Below are 18,942 nucleotides of genomic sequence, written 5' to 3' on the forward strand. Positions count from 1 at the left end.
GGCAGGACAGTGAAGTTTTTTCGCGTATTACCGAAGCGGTTGGGTGGCAGCGCCGCGTGTTTTTTCAGCTTGGCGATGCTGCTGCCGGCTTCCGTGGGGGCGGTGACTCAGCAAATCAGCGCCACCTTCCGGCCGGATCCGACAAACCCGCAGTACAACGAATTCATCAACAAAACCCCGAACAGCGGATTTTGCCTGGATAACCCATCGCAATGCCGCGAAGCCAATTTATTCAGCCTCCGATTACCGATTCCTTCCCATTCGATTGCCACGATCCAGGGACTGCATTCGAATCCACGCCAGGGAGCCATGTTCAACATACCCTCGGACTGGCAGGACATTGTTGTGACGCATCCCACCGCGCCGCCGCAAGTTGTCAAATTCCGGGTTGCAGGTATGGGCGTCGCCTACATGCTGCCACTTCCCGCACCGGAATTGACGGATGGGGCCGGGCACAATTTTGTGTGGGAACACGGAATCTGGATGCACGCGGGGCCACCTTGCACAGGTCTTGACGGGGCGGGCGATGACATTGGTTTCAACAGCTTCTGGAGACACCCGGTGGGTGCCGGGGTGTGTGCCAAGCGTGCGCTCGTCAATATCCCACAGCCCTTTCGTTATCTGACATTCGACATCACCTATGAGCTGACGACCCCCAACCCGCTGCAAATGGTCGCGGGTCAGTACACCGGCCAGCACGTGTTTCAAGTAGGTCCCCATAAGGATTTTGATCTCGGCGACATCATGCAGCCCGAAGACAACGTGATCGTGCTCGACTTTGTGCTGGATGTTGAACACATATTGAAAGTTGAGATTCCTCCTGGTGGTAACCGCGTTGAATTGGAACCCCAGAATGGCTGGCAGAGCTGGTTGCAACAAGGCCTGAAACCGACGCGTCTGTTCCGCGACCAGACATTCAGTATTTCCACCAGTTCGCGTTTCAAAATGAACCTGGAATGCCAGTACTCACAAGACAGCAAGACCTGCTCTTTGTATGAGCCCCGGTCCGGACATGGGGTACCGCTATTGGTCAGCGTGAGCCTGCCCCATGGGTTGACCGACGCTGACGGGCAAACCATCAACCGCCGCAGGTTATTGCTGGATGGCAGCGGTACCGAACTATTCCAACCAGGCATCTATGTGGACCGTAAACCGGGAACGCTGCATTTCGAGATTGCCCAGAACGAAGTTGCGGAAATGATCAAGCCGCGACAACTGCGGCATTACTCGGGCCAGGTCACGATTATCTGGGACTCCGAAGTCTAGGTCTTTGCGTTATTGCACATCCATTCGACGAGGTACAGGACGATGAAACGTCTGTTGGCAACTGTTGGTTTTTGTCTGCTCACCCAGGTGGCCCAGGCCGCCCCGAACATCAATATCGGCACCGTGTATGACTATCTGGACGGAGACAAAAGTACCTTCTTGAAACGCGTTTTCAATGGCGGCGACAGTACGGCGTTCGTCAAGGTCAACATCCTCGAGATTCTCTACAGCGCCGATGGCACATCCCAGGAAGTGCCGCTCAAGACCCATGCCGACGGCAATTCCCGCGATGGCCTGATGGCCAGCCCGGCGCGGCTGATCGTGCCGGCCAACGGCATGCAGGGCACACGCCTGTTGTTCATGGGCGAGCGTGACAAAGAGCGCTATTTCCGCGTGCGTTTCGTGCCGGTGGTGCCCGAGAAAGAGGATGAGTTCGCGGTCTCCAGTGAAGAGCGCGATGACTATAAAAAGGAATTGTCCGCCGGGGTCACCGTGTTGGCCGGTTATGGCGCGGTGTTTTTTGTCCGGCCCAAGGACACGGTTTTCAACAGTGCCATCGAGAATGACCCGGGCAACTATCGAATCCGCAACAACGGCAATTCCGTCGTGGTGGTCGATGAGTTTCGCGACTGCTCGATCAAGAACGAACAAGACTGCCAACCCACCACCAAACACCACATTCTCGCGGGCCGCACGTTCACCTTCGAAAAACAGGCGGGTCGTCAGTACCACTTCACGCTGGTGGAAGGCCAGAGCAGCAAAAAACTTGATGTGAAGGGATAACGCCATGTTCAAGAAGCTTTCACGGGTGCTTGTTGCTACGACCTTTGCGTGGGCCAGCCTGTCGACATTTGCGGCCCGGGAAGTGCAAACGTTCGACGTGTTCGTCACCATTCCGACCCTGGGGTTTTACGTCATTCCCGCTGACCCCGGCTGGATCCACCGCGAACAACAACTGCCCTGGAACCTGAGCGCCTCGACGCTGGGCGGCTTGCGCAAGTATTTCGACGTCAAGAACGAAGCGGGCGCCATAGAGGCCAGGCTTGAAGGTCGGCCCTATTTGTCCAACGGATTCGCGGCCCATGACATCGGCTTGCAGGTGCTGTTCAACGGCACGGCGTTGAGCGAACTGCAAAGCAGCGAAGTGGTTTCCCTGAGCGATGCGGCGCCGGGTAAACGGGTGTTGCTGGAAATCCTGCCCATGCCACCTGCCGATGGAGTCTACAAACCCGGTAGCTATTTTGGCAGCGTCAATTTGATCTTCAATGCAGTGATGCCGGGGGCCTGAGCCCCCGAGCTGTCCCTGTGCTATCGAGACAGAATTTTAAGGGGATAACCATGGGTTTTGTGCTTGGGCGATCGCTGGGTATCTGGGGTTTGATCAGTCTGCTAGGCACCCTGTTCGCACTGCCGGCGCACGCAGTGGTAGCCGAGATCACGGCAGTGTTCGAGCCCGACTCGGGCCAGCCGCAAAGGAATGAATTCGTCAATACCACGCCATCCGAGGGCTTCTGTCTTCAGGTCCCGCAAGCCTGCAAACCCTTTGAGCTTTTCAGTCTCATCGGGCGAATTTCATTCACTGCCAATGCGCCCATCCAGGCCAACCATACAGATCCTCGTCAGGGGGGGATGGCCCGAGTACCCTCGGAATGGAGAGACGTTCGCGTGACCCATGAGTCGGGTGACTCCAAGGTGCTATCCATACGGATTGGAGGTATCGGTCATGAGTCGGCCGTGCCACTGCCGGTTGCCGAACTGACGGGCGGTGGGTATTGGAACGATCTCTGGGAGCAAGGCGGATGGGCGTATGCACCGGCGCCATGTCAAGGCGTTGGTTGGTTTACCCATGGACCCCGGGGCTACAACAGTTTCTGGAGAGTGCCCGTCGGAGCGGGGGTATGCAGTAAAAAGGCGCTTTTCGATATTCCACTGGCCTTCCGGTATCTCTATTTTGTTTACGCCTATGAACTGCGTACGCCTACCCCGTTGAACATGGTGTCAGGACAATACAGGGGCTCGATTACCTATTCGGTCGGTCCTCACAAGGATTTTGATATGGGCGATGTCATGATTCCAGATGACACCCAGCTGACGCTCAATTTCACCCTGGATGTTCGGCATACCCTTAAGGTCGAAACTCCCCCCGGCGGTAATCGCGTGGAGCTGGTCCCCCAGGGTGGCTGGCAATCCTGGCTCACCCAGGGGCGCAAGCCGACGCGTCTGTTGCGCGACCAGACGTTCAACATCTCCGCCAGCTCGCGGTTCAAGATGAGCCTGGAATGCCAGCACTCCCAAGACAGCAAGACCTGCTCGTTGTATGAACCCCTGTCCGGTCATACCGTACCGCTGTTGGTCAGTGTGAGCCTGCCCCATGGGTTGACCGACGCTGACGGGTTAGCCGTCAATCGCCGCCGGTTGTTGATGGATGGCAGCGGCACCGAACTGTTTCAGCCAGGCATCTATGTGGACCGCAAACCGGGAACGCTGCATTTCGAGATTGCGCCCGACGAAGTAGGGGAGATGATCAAGCCGCGACAATCACGACAGTATTCGGGTTGGGTCAATGTCATCTGGGATTCGGAGGTATGAATGCACGCCCCTGAAGGTGACCTTCAGGGGCGTATCCTGGCCAGGGATCGACTACTGCCCGGCGCGTTGCAGGGCCTCACGGGTCAATCGCCTGCTCAGTTGTTGTTCCTCGTAACCGATGTCGTTTTGTAATCCTTCGTACACCGCGTCGCTCATTCGCTCTGCGGTGAGCACGGTGGTTGGCGCAACATTGAGTTGCGTGGCGAGGTCCAGCAACCGTTGCTTGCTCTTTTGTCGTTGCTCAATCGACGATCCTGGCGATTCAGACCAGGCGCGTTGTGCGTCCCGCAGTTCTTCGAGTAGATCGTTTTTGAGCTCGAAATTTCGGGCATTACGCTGGAACTCACGCGGGTAAGTGTTGCGCAGGCAGGTTTCCCAGAATGTCTGGGTGAGCATGTCGTTGATCAAGCCATCGCCTTCTCCCATCGAAATCACCGTATCAAAAGCGATGTCGAGAGTCTCGGCACTGACACCGGCAACTTCTCGATAAAGCATTGCCTGCGATTGCCACGGCAGACCCAGGCGCTCAGCCAGTCCGGTTTCATAGGCCAGGAACACTTCGACTTCATCGGGCGTACCGGTACGACTGCCGAAATCGGCGCGGGCGATGTCATCGACCCGCATCAGGCGCGCGGCACCTTTTGCCAGCGTGACCAGTTGGCTTTCCAGGACGGTGGCCGACGTCGACAAGGCATAGGCTTCGGCTGCGAGCACCTTGATGCCCATGTGGTTGAACACCTGGGCCCCGGCATCGGCGCAGGTGGTAGGCGATGTTGCCATCTCGAACAGCTCTGTGCGCAGGTCACTGTCCAGGTCCATGGCTTCGATCATCCGCCACACCCGATCACTGAGTTGTTGGCGCAGGTCACCTCCCGCAAGGTAATCGGCGGAGCGCGTCTGCTTCTGGATCAAGGCGAAAAAATCTTCGGCGCCAGGCTCGTTCATCAAGTCGTGCCAGGCTTCCACTCTGAAAGTCCCCAAACCGGTCGCCTGGTCGCTCCACCACTGGGAGTCGTCCGACATGGGCCATTGATCGATCGCTCGATCGGCCATGGCCGAATAGACCTGCTCGGCATTCAGGCCTACCGAGCGCCTGTAGTCCTGGTAGGCGATACGATTGGCGTCCGAGAGGTCTTTCACATAGAGCCGTGCCCGCGCCACGAGGCGCGCGTTATCGGAACCCGGTACCACGCTTGGAATCTCGGTGAGCGGGTTTTGCATCAGGTCCAGTAGAAAACCCCGCGGCCGGCGCTTGTTGAGCAGGCCCTCAGGCCAGGTGGTCGCGCCGGTATTGCTCAAGCTCAGGATCTTCAGTTTTGGCATGCGCTCCACGTTTGGCATCAATCCCAGCTGCGGGTTGTCGTCCAGCCTGATGGTTTCCATGCGCGTCAGGTGCTTGAGGTGCTCGACAGCGCGCGGCGTCAACCTGATCCGGTTGCTCATCAGGCGCAGGGTTCGCAGATAGTGCATGGCGCCGATACCTTCCGGCAGTTGCGTCAATTGGCAGCCCCTGGCACTCAATTGTCGTAGTTTCGAAAAGTTTTTCAGCAGGCCGCCGGCGTTGGCGGAAAACGTCGTGCGATCCAGGTTCAGGGTTTCTATCTGATCGAGGTAGCGCTGGATATCCGGCAGCTTTTTCCACCACAACTCGAGATCGTAGCGGCTTAATTCGACTGAGAGGTCCAATACGTAGCCGTCTTCAAGGCGCGTGCTGCGCTCGCCGAACACGGTCGACTTCCTTTCGAAACATTGCATGAGCCGGTCGGCAATATGCTGCCCACCACCGTTTAAAAACCCGTTCCTGTCAGGGCCCCAGTGCTCCGGTTGCTGGTTGCGCCATTTGTCGAGAATTTCACCCAGCTCGTACTGTTCGCGTTCCAGGCGTTTGAGCGTCTCGAGCGCTTCGTCTGGCTCGCCCAGCGAATCTACAAATACCGCGACCTCCCGTTCATTGAAATGCGGATAGATCTCTCGCACCCGTTCTTCCGGCGTCTCTGCAATGGTAGAAAGGCTCGGGCCACGCAGTAACCGTTCGGTCTGCAAATCCTGGGTCGCGCGAATCGGTGGCTCGGCCAGCACGGTCCGACGTTCAGCCGGTGCCTCGGTTTTCACCATCACCCACTGCTTGAACTGCGCGCCCTGGCCGGGTCGATAACCCAGGCGAGCACGTTGGTCGGCGGGTAGCGCGTTGAGCACTGCCTGGTAAAAATCATCGGCTGCATGCAGTGGGGTGTTTGAAGCGTCATAAACGGCATATTTTCCCGGCTGCTCCCTGATCAGTTTGCGCAGGGTCGAAGCGTCCTCAGGGCCAACACTGCAACGCAAGTCACCGTCGTAGGTGCCGTCATGGACTTCGATACGCAAATCACCGAACGAGTCGGTGAAAACCCTCAGTGTGTTCAGCACCAATCGTTCCGTGTCCGCCACCATCTGTACATCATCCTGGAACCCTTCGTAGGCATGATTGGTTTGTGCTTCGAAGGCTGCTTCACGGGCAAGGGATTTCAGGCGCAACGGTATCTGTTGATGGTCCGTCATGCGTTCAAATTCGGTGGCACTGGCACGGGTCAGCAGCGTCTGCGCCACATTGGCCGGCAAGTCCGGGAACGTGGTGCAAAGCAGTTGAACAGAGGGGGTGTCGGAGCTTTGCGCTGCCCGGTAGAGCTGATTGAAAATATCCGGCTCGAGGCTGTTGGCCTGATCAGCCAGGCGATTGCGCAAGGCCTGGAGCTGCTCCTGCTTGGCGGGGTGACTGCCGATCAAGTCGCGCAGTTCTTCTTTACTCAGAAAATCGACAAGGCTTTGTGGCAGTTCACCGCTGGTGATGTGAGAGAGGCTGACGGACAGGGTTTGCGCCGGCGTTGCCTCGGCATTGCCGTAGTGACGAGAGTGTCCTGTGAGATCGGCGTTTTCGTAGACCTTCAGGGCTTTTTCCGTGGGCCAGCCGTCCAGATAAGTCGCCAGCGGTTCGAACCAGTAAGCGGTCGGTTCAAGCGCGTCGCCGGTGCGGATGTTTTCGATGGCTTGGCGGGTCTGCTTCTGCAGTTGCAAGCGCTCGAGGCTGTCCGCCAGGAGCGGTGGTGGCGGGGTGTTGTCGACGTACATCCGGCGCAGCTCGCCTTCCTCTGTACCGCTGGCAATGCGGGTTTGCTCGAGTTCGGCGTCACTGAATCCGTCCACGCCATGGCCGAGTCGACGCATCAGCGTCGGGCTGTCCCAGGTTCGCGGGTTTTCAGCTTCATGGGTCCAGGCGCCCAGGCCATTGTGCTCAAGCTCAGGTGAATAGGCGTTCGGGCGCTGTGGGTGCTTGATGCGATAGCGCTGTGTTATCGGGTCTTGCCGCTGGACTTCGTAATGCTGGTTATCCAGCGCCAGGATGTGCTTGCCTTCGTGGGTGTGCAGTCCCAATGCATTGGGTTGGCTGTCGGCCGGCAACTTGAAGTCTGGTAATGCGTAGGGGGTGAGATCGGGGTTCCACAGGCGGGTCTGACCCTCGGGGAGTACGACAGGCTTCAGGCTTTCGATGAATGCCGAGAGCCTCAGCCGGGGGATTTTCCCAAGCTCGGCCCCCGCCGCGAAAATTGCCAACTCCACGACATTGGTCACCACGGACACGATATGTTCGGCGGCTTCGATCCACAAGCCTTCGGCCAGGTCTACCAACGACTCGATAACGTCACTGGTGATCTGGTAGGCGGTATAGGCCATCATCAATTCGCCCAGGCCGGGTACGAACGGGGTGAGGACCATCAGCGCGACATTGAAGATGTCGGAAACTACTTTTTTGAAATTGTCCCACCAGGCCCAGCGGGCATTGCTGTCGGTGTCGGCGGTGGACACGGCAATGTGCTTGGCGTCGTTAAGGATCTTGTTCAGTTTTTTCTGAAAGAGATGTTCCCAGAGATCACCGCTGACCGGTGTCACGGCAAATTGCAGGTGCGGGGTAGGCACGGGCTCCTCGCGCCATGTCGGGCGTTGATCCAGGGGCTCCTTCTGATGCCATTCAATTGTGAACAGACGTTGCTGCAGCCCGGCAAAAAACGCCCCGCGCTCGGGCTGATCGACGAACTGGCTGAAGTATTGACGATAGGTCATGCCGCTGGAAGGGATGAAATTGTTATCGCGCAACTGGCGGGTCAGTTCGTTCAGGAAGTCGGTGACCGACGGGTATTCCTTCAGGGGATGGTCGGGATCATGAGGGAGGTAAGCGATGATCGGCGCGACCTCGCGGGTTCGCTCAAGGTCTGGCGAAATCAGCACGATGCCGGTCAGCGCCGTACCCATGATCGACAATTCGCCGAACTGTACTATTTTGCCCTTGAAGGTGAGGTTGCGCTGGCCATCGAGCATGGCGAGTACGAGCTGAAGGGTGTCGCGCTGAATGTCGCCAGTCATCACGGCCAGTTGTGCAGCCGCCGTGAACGCGGCTTTTTGGCTTTTGACCACGCTGCGTTTCAGGTAAGTCTCTGCGACCGGATCGCCGGGTAGCAAAAAGCTTTCAAGGTGTTCGGTGTATTGCGCGCCGATGTCCAGTTCGCGACACAGGGTCTGGAACTGGGCAATCGACATTTTGCGTTTGATCGGTTTGATGTCAAACAGTCCGCGTTCATCGGGCTGACTGATGAAATCGGAATCCGCTTCGCAGGTTTCGGAGAGGGCGAAATTATGCAATGCGGCGTCCAGCAGGGAAACAGTACGAGTGGTGACGCCACTTGAGATATTGAGGGCATACCAGGGTCGTTCTTTAGGCAAGTAAAGATGTAAGTAAGTTGTTCGAACGTCGTCATCGACGCCGTATTGTTTTTTCAGTGCAGCACTTAATAGCGGTTCGGCGAATTCGTAAATATTTTGTAGCTTGTCCAGGGCCTTATCGACCTTGTTGTGTGTTGCCCAGAGTTCCAGGTTGGCATTTTTCAGCCGGTTGTGATTGTAGTTCGAGGCTGTCGTGACCCAGCGCGAGGGGCCCTTTTTAGCGGCGTCCAGTGCCTGTATCCGCTGCAGGGAAGCCGCCTGGATGACAGAAGGAATTCGATTTTTAATGAAATCGTAGTGGCGGCCATTATTATCGGTTGTACGTCCTTGTAGTTCATTCATTTTTAATAAACCTTGAGTACCAATGGAAGTCACCAGCCTATCTTCCATCGCCCAAAGTAAAAGTCTGAATTCTTGCTGTTAAACCGCTGTTCGTCCGTACGAAACAGCGGGATTTTCCATGCCGAAAATAATTAATTACTACCCGGGTTCCTCAACGCCGTGCCACCTCTACGGGCAGGCACTGTGTATTACTCCCTGGTTGCAAATAAGGGGTGAGGATCGGCGCCATGCCTTTGAGCACTTGGGTTGGCAACGCCGAAGTGAACGTGAACGCCTCGGCCGAGCGCCCCGGCACGAATGCCGTCAGGGTGCCGAAATGATGGTCGCCGATGTAGAACACGAACGTGGCCGTGCGGTTGAGTGACTTGGAGCTGAGAATTCGCCCACCGGAGCCAATGGCTTCGATACGGTTGTCGCCAGTGCCGGTCTTGCCGCCCATGGCCAACGCCTTGCCATCCGGGGTGATGAAACTGCCGGATACACGTCTGGCCGTACCGGCGTCCACCACCTGCGACAAGGCTTCGCGCATGGCCGTGGCGACTTCGGATGGCATCACCCGTTTGCCGACGTCCGGGTCGTTGATCAGCTTGGTTTCGTAGGGTGTGTTCGCCGCGAAGTGCAGGCTGTCGATGCGTAGCGTCGGCATGCGCACACCGTCGTTGAGGATGGTGCCGATCAGCTCGGCCAGCGCCGCCGGCCGGTCACCGGAGCTGCCGATGGCAGTGGCCAGCGAGGGCACCAGGTGATCGAATGGATAGCCAACTTTCTGCCAGCGCTGGTGGATGTCGAGGAACGCTTCGATTTCCAGGATGGTGCGGATACGGTTGTCACGTGCGCCCTTGTGACGGCTCTTGAACAACCAGCTGTAGACTTCCTGGCGCTCGAACTGGCTGGCCTTGACGATGTCCTTGAACGTGGCGTCCGGGTGGGTCAGCAGGTAGCCCATCATCCACAGGTCCAACGGGTGGACCTTGGCGATGAAGCCCTGGTCGGGCAAGTCGTAGGTGCCGGGACCATAGGCGAGGTACAGGCGTTCGAGGCGCTCGTCGGTGAGTTTCTCCTTGTCGGTGGACTTTTCGCCTGTGAGGTGCGAACGCACAAAGGTGTTGAAACTTTGCTGGCTGGCGTGGGGTAACAGGTAACGGTGTACGGCGGCCAGGCGGATGGGCGTCGGGCGCATGCTGTCGAGGAAGGTCTCGAGCCGCGCCTGGGTGTCCTTGTTCTTGTATTTCTTCCAGAACTTGAGCAGGAACGACGTGCCTTCGCGGTCGGCGAACGAGGCCAGGTATTCCTGGCGCCGAGGGTCGCGATCATCCTTGAGCAGTTCGGCCCGGTTGTTGGGGCCCGAATAGGTGGTGTAGCGCACCAGGTCGCGCATCAGGCGAATGAACGGCAGGTTGATCGACTCACGCAGGGAATCGCGCAAGGTCGGGTTGCGCCCGTTGTCTTCCTTGCGGAAGTTATGAAACACATGCAAGCCGCCACCGGTGAAAAACGCTTCGCCGGGGCTGGCGGAGTACTTGCGATCCAGCGCGGCGCCGAGCATGGGTTGCAGGCCGTGGTCCTTGTTCTGGATCAGGTAGTCGACCACCCAGCGGCTCAGGCGATCCTGCTCCGGCACCTCGACTTTCTTCAGGTCCGGGACACTCATCTCGGCATATTTGTCGTGCAGCTCGGCAATGATCTGCAGGTAAGTGGTCAGCACGCGCATTTTTGCCGTGGAGCCCAGTTCCAGCTTGCTGCCTTCGTTGATGTCGAACGGCTGGTCGGTGCTGTCGGTCTGCACCCGCACCCGCGAGCCATCCGGGGTCAGTTCGAACAGGGTGAAGCTGTAGCGCACCTGGGTGGTGCTGGTGGGGGTCAGCAAGCGTTCGCCCATCAGGCCGATTTCAGCGGCATAGGCAGGGTCGGCCAGGCGCTTGAGGTAGGCGGTGGCCTGGGTTTGCAGGTCGCCTTGCAGGGTGCTGGTGGCCGAGAGGTCGAGCCGGTCGAGATCGTACAGCGGACGATTGAGCAGCCCGGCCAGGCGGCTGCGTGCCACGCTGATGCCCTTGTTGGTTTCGATCGGTTGAATGGTCGGTTGGGTGGCCCAGTCGCGATAGGTCACTTTGCTCGCCAATGCCGCGGCGGCAAAGGGCGCATCGATCACTCCGTTCTGTGCAAGCAGGCGAATGTGGCTGTCGGTGAGGTCGGCCAGTTCATCGCGACCCTTGGTCAGGTAATGGGAAGGACGACGTTGGGCAATCATCAAGGACAGCATTTCGCGCAGGGCCAGGCCTTTGTCCGCCAGGCTCTGTGCATCCGTGGCATCGCTCGCCAGGGTTTTATTGGCCGTGTTGAAGTCGGCGCCGTACCACACGCGCAAACCCTCGGCCATGCCATGGACCTCACCGTGGCCCGGCACCGCCGACAGCGGCACGCTATTGAGGTAGTCGCGCACCACGTTCTGCCGGGCCTTGAGCGTTTGCGGCCCATCCTGATAGGCGCGCACGGTGGCGGAAACCATCTGGCGAATTTTTTCCCCGCCCGACACGGTCAACCCGTCGGGTGAGTGCCGATATTTCTCCAGTTGCGTGGCCAGGGTGCTGCCGCCTGCCGATTGACCGGGCAGGTGCAGCATCTTGGCGACTTGGGTATAGGCCGCCATGCCGAATCGCGGCCAGTCCACAGCCGGGTTGGCCAGGGGCTGGCGTGGGTCGAGCAGAAAGCGGTTTTCGATGAACAGCAGGCTGTTGACCACCACCGGCGGGATCGCCTCGAAGCTGGAATAGAGCTGTTGCGGATACTTGTACTGGTACAAGGGGTTGGCGCGGCAATCGGTGATCGACAATCCCGCCTGGATTTTCTCCGCATAAGGCACGAACAGGCCCTTGCCCGTGTAGTCCATCAGGGCAGGAGAAAACCGCGTCTGGGCGGAAATCACGTAATCACGCTTGAGCAGGCGCGGCAGGAACTCGCCCAGCGAGCTGTAACCCAGGCGCAAATCGAAGGGGCCAGCGCCAGGGTAGCGGATCGAGTCGGTGGGACCGGGTTTGAGTTCATAGCTCAGGGTCTTGGCGAACTTGCTGGCTTCCCGAGCTTGAAACCGTGACGTGCGCATCTCCTTGGACGCCGCGAGGCCCAGGACAATTGCAATGATCACCACTAACAACCAAAACGCTTTCCAGCCGTGCTTGACGCGACTGCGAGGAGGTTTTTCAGGTATTGGCGCTTCATCCACAGGTTCAGTCTGGACCACGTTTTTACTCGAATCGGTTTGTTCTAAAGCGCCCATAGTCGATTGATCCATTCACGCGCAGATTGATCGGACTTGTCTGAAGCTTAGTAGTAGCTGCCGCAGGCTGCGATCTTTTGATCCTGCTTTCACACAACAAAGTCAAAGGATCGCAGCCTCGTTGCACTCGGCAGCTCCTACAGGGCCGATCCAGAGGCGTCCAGAGCATTACCGAAACATGACGACGCACCAATACCGTGCAATACTCGCCGCCGTTTCAAAAGCGAAAAATCCTACAAAGCCTAGGCAATCCATCTCCGTAGATAGCGCTTTTACCGAGATTTACACCTGATTTTTGTGATTTATAGAGTGAAAATCTCTGTCGCGCGCTTTTTATACTGCACCCCCCGCTGATCGCGCAGGTTTTGCCCTGCAAGACGGTTCTGCCCATGAAGCAGGGTCGGTTACGGGAGGCGCTGGCTTATCGGTCAACGCTTCGCCGCTCGGTGGATATATCCAATAACAAGACGAGGTTGTACCCCATGCCCGTAGGCAATCAGTTGCCCCACGGCGAGACCGCTCAAGGCGGCCCGCTCAAACGCGAACTCGGCGAACGGCATATTCGCTTGATGGCGCTCGGTGCCTGTATCGGCGTCGGTCTGTTCCTGGGTTCGGCCAAGGCCATCGAAATGGCTGGCCCGGCCATCATGCTGTCCTACATCATTGGCGGCCTGGCCATCCTGGTGATCATGCGCGCGCTCGGCGAAATGGCCGTGCACAACCCGGTCGCCGGCTCGTTCAGCCGTTACGCCCAGGACTACCTCGGCCCGCTGGCGGGCTTCCTGACCGGCTGGAACTACTGGTTCCTGTGGCTGGTGACCTGTGTCGCGGAAATCACCGCCGTGGCGGTGTACATGGGCGTGTGGTTCCCCGATGTGCCGCGCTGGATCTGGGCGCTCGCCGCGCTGGTCAGCATGGGCTCGATCAACCTGATCGCGGTGAAAGCCTTCGGTGAATTCGAATTCTGGTTCGCCCTGATCAAGATCGTCACCATCATTGCGATGGTATTGGGTGGTATCGGCATCATCGCCTTCGGTTTCGGCAACGACGGTGTGGCCCTGGGGATTTCCAATCTCTGGACCCACGGTGGTTTCATGCCAAACGGCGTGCAGGGCGTGTTGATGTCCCTGCAAATGGTCATGTTCGCCTACCTCGGCGTGGAAATGATCGGCCTGACCGCCGGTGAAGCGAAGAACCCGCAGAAGACTATTCCCAGCGCCATCGGCTCGGTGTTCTGGCGGATCCTGCTGTTCTACGTTGGCGCGTTGTTCGTGATCCTGTCGATCTACCCGTGGAACGAAATTGGCACCCAGGGCAGTCCGTTTGTGATGACCTTCGAGCGCCTGGGCATCAAGACCGCCGCCGGCATCATCAACTTCGTGGTGATCACGGCCGCGCTGTCGTCCTGCAACGGCGGCATCTTCAGCACCGGGCGCATGCTCTACAGCCTGGCGCAGAACGGCCAGGCCCCAGCCGGTTTCGCCAAGACCTCCAGCAACGGCGTGCCGCGTCGCGCCTTGCTGCTGTCGATTGGCGCGCTGCTGCTGGGCGTGCTGCTTAATTACCTGGTGCCTGAGAAGGTGTTTGTCTGGGTGACGGCGATTGCCACCTTCGGCGCGATCTGGACCTGGGTGATGATCCTGCTGGCCCAGCTCAAGTTCCGCAGAGGCCTGAGCGCCAGCGAGCGTGCCGGCCTCAAGTACCGCATGTGGCTGTTCCCGATCAGCTCTTACCTGGCGCTGGCGTTCCTGGTGCTGGTGGTCGGCCTGATGGCGTACTTCCCGGACACCCGCGTGGCGCTATATGTGGGCCCGGCGTTCCTGGTGTTGCTGACGGTGTTGTTCTACGTATTCAAGCTGCAACCGACCAATGCGACGCAAGGTGCGGTGGGTTCGGCTTCGTAAGTCGTAACGCCTGAAATGCAAAAGCCCCGGTCAAATGATCGGGGCTTTTTTCATCCTGTAGCTGGCTTGTCGGGTCGCCGCATCGCAGCGAAGAAGCCCGAAAGGCCAGCGCAATACTCAAGACCGCCTTCGCCGGCAAGCCGGGCTCCTACAATGTTTTATGTTTGGCACGGATCCGTGGCTGTCCTCGCTCCTACAAGGGATCTCCAGTGCACACAGATCTTGTGCACGGCGCCAATCAAAATGTGGGAGTGAGCTTGCTCGCGAAGACTGCTGATCAGTCAATCAAGATGTCATCTGACCCACCGCTTTCGCGAGCAAGCTTGCTCCTACAAGGGATCTCCAGTGCACACAGATCTTGTGCACGGCGCCAATCAAAATGTGGGAGTGAGCTTGCTCGCGATGACTGCTGATCAGTCAATCAAGATGTCATCTAACCCACCGCTTTCGCGAGCAAGCTCGCTCCCGCAGGGGATCACCAGCGCGCACAGATCTTGGGCACGACGCCAATCAACCTGAGCTGGCTTGGCAGCGAAGGTGCCCGGAAGACCAGCGTAACACTCAAGGCCGTCTTCGCTGCGATGCGGCGACTCGACAAGCCAGCTCCTACAAGGCGGCGACGGCGGGAGCCGGTCGATTCAAGCGCTTGTTGAATTCCAGCCACGCCCCCAGCAACGCCATCAACCCAGCCCCCACCAACGCGGTGAAGACCTGCATGGCGAACGCATCGTCGGTCAGTGCATTGAGCATGTCCGCCAGGGGCGCCAGCAACACGCCCAGGCAGAAGATCTCCAGGGAAAAACGCCCCATGCGGCAGCATTGCTGTGCCAGCCAGTTTTGCGTCCAGCCGGTGTCGGGCAACAGTTTCGCGGCGACGTAGGCCAGCGCGAGAAAGTGCAACAGCCGAACAGGCGACAGGTTGGTCTTGCTGATCGGGTACAGCAGATTGCTCAGGCTCGCAGGCATCAGGGCGTCGTGGATCTGCGGCCAGCGCCAGGCGACCGTCAGCACCGCGGCGATCAATGCATACACCGCCGCCGTCATGAACAACGGCTGGCGCACCAGCGGCCGGGTGTCGGGCAAACGTGGGCGTTGAGCATGAATCGCCGCCGCGCCGCCGAGGATAAACAGCAGTTGCCAGGCCACGGGGTTGAAGTACCACACGCCATCCTTGATCGCGGCCAGGTTCCAGCCAAACAACGGTACGGTCAGGTACAGCGCAAAGGACACCGCCACCACCGGCCAGACCTTGCGCACCAGTATCGGCAGCACCAGCGGCAAGCCCGCCAGCAGCACGATGTACAGCGGCAGCGGGTCCATCAGGTTCGGTTTGAAGCGCAACAGCAGCTCATCGATCAAGGCCTGCTGGGGGTCGCTGATGAAATGGTGCATGCCCATTTCTTCCACCAGGTCGCGGGTTTCCACATGGCTGTTGGCGAAGAACACAATGCCCATCAGCATCGCCAGCAGGAAGATGTGCACCACATAGAGCACCCAGGCGCGGCGCAGGATTTTCACCCAGGCGATCAGCAAACCTTCCCGCGCAAGGACTTTGCCGTAGGCCAGGACGGCCGCGTAACCGGCCAGGAACACGAAGACTTCGGCGGCATCGCTGAAGCCGAAGTTGCGCAGGGTGATTTGACCCAAGGGGTTGTGGGGCACGTGATCCCAGAAAATGAAGATCAGTGCCAGGCCGCGAAAAAAATCGATCCGGTGATCGCGCGCTAACGTCATGACGGCAGGCTCGCTGGTAAACAGGTATTGAACAAAGGATGAGCCGAAGGCGCAAAAAGTTGCTTGCCGCCTATTGGCGGCGCGCAGGGTGGACTGATTCGCTGGTAATTGCAAAGGCGGGGTATTGCGGGATGTCTCCTGAGGTGGGCGCAGAGCCCGACCGCTGGTCTGAAAGGTCGGTATTCCTGCGATTTCTGACAGTAGACAAGCTCAAATGTTTGTGTGAGCAGCGTTCAATCGCAGGAGCGTCACGTGAGACTTTCATACAAGGGCTTGTCCAGCTACACCGTGATCGGCGTCGCCAATACGCTGATTCACTGGCAAATCTTTTTTCTCTTGAGCGTGGGCTTCGGCTTGACGCAAGCGGCCAGCAACCTGGCAGCCTTTTGCGTAGCGGCCTCGTTTTCCTTTTATATGAATGCGCTCTATACCTTTGATGCCAAGGCGTCAGTCGGCGGTTACCTGTTGTTCATGCTGGCGATGGGGGCGCTCAGCCTGGGCGTCGGCCATGTCGGCGATGTCTGGCGGTTGCATGGGTTGCTGACCGTGGCGCTGTTTTCTGCGTTGAGCCTGGTGTTCGGTTTCCTGTTTTCCAAGTACGTGGTGTTCCGTGAGCGTGACGTATGAAGGTTTCGCTTATCGTCCCGGTGTTTAACGAAGAACAGGCGATCAATCTGTTTTACCAGGCGGTACGACGAGAGTTGAAACTCGACGCGACCGAAGTCGAGATCGTGTTCATCAATGACGGCAGCTCCGATGGCACGGCCGAACAGGTGGCGGCCCTGGCGCAGGCGGACGAACAGGTCCTGCTGATCAATTTCTCGCGCAATTTCGGCAAGGAACCGGCGCTGTTTGCCGGGCTGGAATATGCCAGCGGCGATGCGGTGATCCCCATGGACGTAGACCTGCAGGACCCGATCAGCGTCATCCCGTTGTTGATCGAACAATGGCAAAAAGGCGCGGATGTGGTACTGGCCAAGCGCCGCGACCGCGCCGCCGACAGTTACTTGAAACGCCACAGCGCAGCGCTGTTCTACCACCTGTTGAATCGAATTTCCTACACCCGGATCGAGGAAAACGTCGGGGATTTCAGGCTGATGGATCGCAAGGTGGTGGACGTGATTCGCACCTTGCCCGAGCATCAATTGTTCATGAAGGGCGTGCTGTCGTGGGCCGGCTTCAACACCGTGGTGGTGGAGTACGAACGCGCCCGGCGGGTGGCGGGGGATAGCAAGTTCAACGGCTGGAAACTGTGGAACCTGGCGCTGGAAGGCGTGACCTCGTTCAGCACGGTACCGCTGCGGTTATGGACGTACGTCGGCGGATGCGTGTCGATCTTTGCCGTGCTCTATGCGGTGTACATGGTGCTGGACAAGATTTTCTTCGGTAACAGCGTGCCCGGTTACCCTTCGTTGATGACCGCTATTCTGTTTCTCGGCGGCGTTCAACTGATTGGCATCGGCATCCTCGGTGAGTATGTCGGGCGGATCTACATCGAAGCCAAGCACCGGCCGCGCTATGTGGTCAAGGACATCGTCGGCGGCAAAGACAGGCGCAAACCCTAGCATGGGCAGGTTCAGCGATTTCTTCACCAAGGAACTCACTCGACGCCAGGCCTGGCTGTTTTTTCTGCTGGCGACCCTGGTGTACGTGCTGCCGCTGATCCTTGCGGATTATCCCTACATCGATGACAACTGGCGCTCGCTGTCGGCCGGCATGGCCTGGGCCAAGGAAGGGCGTCTGTTCGCCGAGTTGTTCTACAACGCGCTGACCTTCAGCAGTGGCGCGCCGAACATTTTTCCGCTGCCGTTGTTGATCGCCACCCTGGCCATGTCCTGGGCACTGACAAGCCTGACCTTTCATCACTTCCGCGAACCGACCTTCGGCTGCTGCCTGGTGCTGTTGCCGCTCTGGTACAGCCCGTTCTTCCTGCAAAACCTGACCTATCAATACGACGGCCCGGTCATGACCTTGAGTGTGGTGGCGGTGATCTACGCCATCACCTTTCGTCACCCTTCGCGCAGCCTGCAATGGCTGGTGCCTTCTTTCCTGATTGCGCTGGCGCTGGGCCTGTATCAAATCAGCGTCAATGTGTTTCTCGGCCTGTGCTGTCTTGAAGTGCTCAGGGCGGTCAATGACAAAGTGGCCTGGCCGCGCTGGGGCGGTTTGATCGGCTGGAGAATTGCCCAGCTGTTTCTCGGTTGGCTGATTTACCTTGTCAGTGCATACCCCTTCATGGGGCAGGGTCGCACGGTGTTGCTGGACTGGGCAGCGCAGCCTTTGCTGCAGATCCACATCAACATTGCGCGGGTGCTGGAAAAAGTCGTGCTGCTGTTCCATGGCGGATTTGCCTGGGTGGCGGCCGGGTTGGTGCTCTGTGCCATTGCCGGTGCAGTGTGTTTGGGATTGAAGGTTATCGAGCGCAAGGACAGCGGGCCGAAGAGACTGCTGATCGGCCTGCTGTGTTTGCTGACAGTGCCGGTCGTGGTGTTGCTGGTGTCCGGCGTCGCGCTGGTCTTTCGCGACTTCAACGAAGGCGCCAGGACCCTGATGGGATTCGCGGTGTTGCTGGTGCTGCTGTTCTACTTGAGTCACCTGGCCCTGGCCACACTCCACGAACGCTTGCCGCTGTTGTTGCTGGTGCCGCTGCTGGCCATGTTGTCGTTGTCATTCGCCTATGGCCGGGTCCTGACGGTGCAGAAAGCCTTCGCCGGCAGCGCGCTGAGCAGCCTTGAACATAACATCGCCAGCCATCAACCCTTGCGTGACGCCAAGCGCATCTACATGTCGGTGACCTATTCCGATCACTGGCTGCTGGGGGCGGCAGGTTCGTTCAAGCAGATGCCGGTGTTGCATTACCTGCTGAACGTCGACTTCTACATGCTGGCGGAAAACCTGCCGAAAGTCGGCATCACCAACGTGGTGGCGGAGAAAGAGCGGCGCAATGCGACGCGGGTGGGTTATCTAGGTTACACGCCGTTGGTGGAGAGCCAGTTCTACCGGATTTACCTGATTGGCGATTACGGATTTATCGTGATGAAAGAACCGGCCCCGATCAAATCGCTTCATTGGTAAAGCGCA

General features: G+C 58.5%; 11 protein-coding genes. 8 read left to right on the forward strand and 3 right to left on the reverse strand.

The window, feature by feature from the left end; all coding sequences use genetic code 11:
- Nucleotides 1–9: 9 nt before the first annotated feature.
- From ACM6I6_RS26665 to ACM6I6_RS26680, 4 genes are read left to right on the forward strand one after another with little or no spacing between them, the layout of a single operon-like run.
- Complete coding sequence (locus tag ACM6I6_RS26665) at nucleotides 10–1,266, forward strand: hypothetical protein (protein ID WP_274074258.1); 1,257 nt, start codon at nucleotides 10–12, stop codon at nucleotides 1,264–1,266.
- 42 nt (nucleotides 1,267–1,308) lie between these two features.
- A complete protein-coding gene (locus ACM6I6_RS26670) occupies nucleotides 1,309–2,049 on the forward strand; it encodes a molecular chaperone (protein ID WP_323606921.1) in 741 nt (246 codons plus the stop codon).
- A gap of 4 nt (nucleotides 2,050–2,053) precedes the next feature.
- Nucleotides 2,054–2,554, forward strand: coding sequence for a CS1 type fimbrial major subunit (locus ACM6I6_RS26675; RefSeq protein WP_406591845.1), 501 nt, complete (start codon nucleotides 2,054–2,056; stop codon nucleotides 2,552–2,554).
- Nucleotides 2,555–2,604: 50 nt separating this feature from the next.
- Nucleotides 2,605–3,855 (forward strand): hypothetical protein, encoded by a 1,251-nt coding sequence (locus tag ACM6I6_RS26680; RefSeq protein ID WP_406591844.1) that lies wholly within the window; start codon nucleotides 2,605–2,607, stop codon nucleotides 3,853–3,855.
- Nucleotides 3,856–3,906: 51 nt separating this feature from the next.
- On the opposite strand, the gene ACM6I6_RS26685 is transcribed toward ACM6I6_RS26680, so the two are convergent.
- Entirely contained in the window at nucleotides 3,907–8,997 is a 5,091-nt protein-coding gene (locus tag ACM6I6_RS26685; RefSeq protein ID WP_414920936.1) for a dermonecrotic toxin domain-containing protein, read from the reverse strand.
- A gap of 103 nt (nucleotides 8,998–9,100) precedes the next feature.
- The gene (locus ACM6I6_RS26690; RefSeq protein WP_414920937.1) at nucleotides 9,101–12,223 is read right to left on the reverse strand and encodes a transglycosylase domain-containing protein; all 3,123 of its coding nucleotides are present in this window, start codon (nucleotides 12,221–12,223) and stop codon (nucleotides 9,101–9,103) included.
- Nucleotides 12,224–12,705: 482 nt separating this feature from the next.
- Here ACM6I6_RS26690 and ACM6I6_RS26695 point away from each other — a divergent pair, with 482 nt between their 5' ends.
- The gene (locus ACM6I6_RS26695; protein ID WP_274074263.1) at nucleotides 12,706–14,127 is read left to right on the forward strand and encodes an amino acid permease; all 1,422 of its coding nucleotides are present in this window, start codon (nucleotides 12,706–12,708) and stop codon (nucleotides 14,125–14,127) included.
- Nucleotides 14,128–14,733: 606 nt separating this feature from the next.
- Here the strand turns inward: ACM6I6_RS26695 and ACM6I6_RS26700 are convergent.
- Complete coding sequence (locus ACM6I6_RS26700; RefSeq protein WP_274074264.1) at nucleotides 14,734–15,861, reverse strand: OpgC family protein; 1,128 nt, start codon at nucleotides 15,859–15,861, stop codon at nucleotides 14,734–14,736.
- 252 nt (nucleotides 15,862–16,113) lie between these two features.
- Between ACM6I6_RS26700 and ACM6I6_RS26705 the strand changes: the two genes are divergently transcribed.
- From ACM6I6_RS26705 to ACM6I6_RS26715, 3 genes are read left to right on the forward strand one after another with little or no spacing between them, the layout of a single operon-like run.
- Nucleotides 16,114–16,488 carry a GtrA family protein gene (locus tag ACM6I6_RS26705; RefSeq protein ID WP_274074265.1) on the forward strand — a complete coding sequence of 125 codons (375 nt, stop codon included), beginning with the start codon at nucleotides 16,114–16,116 and terminating at the stop codon, nucleotides 16,486–16,488.
- Nucleotides 16,485–17,426 (forward strand): glycosyltransferase family 2 protein, encoded by a 942-nt coding sequence (locus ACM6I6_RS26710; protein ID WP_274074266.1) that lies wholly within the window; start codon nucleotides 16,485–16,487, stop codon nucleotides 17,424–17,426. The genes ACM6I6_RS26705 and ACM6I6_RS26710 overlap by 4 nt, the downstream gene beginning before the upstream one ends.
- Before the next feature lies 1 nt (nucleotide 17,427).
- Nucleotides 17,428–18,936: a glucosyltransferase domain-containing protein gene (locus ACM6I6_RS26715; protein ID WP_323606916.1), complete on the forward strand. Its 1,509-nt coding sequence runs from the start codon at nucleotides 17,428–17,430 to the stop codon at nucleotides 18,934–18,936.
- Nucleotides 18,937–18,942: the final 6 nt, after the last annotated feature.

This window comes from Pseudomonas sp. IT-P218 (assembly GCF_949767605.1).
Taxonomy (GTDB): Bacteria; Pseudomonadota; Gammaproteobacteria; order Pseudomonadales; family Pseudomonadaceae; genus Aquipseudomonas; species Aquipseudomonas putida_AE.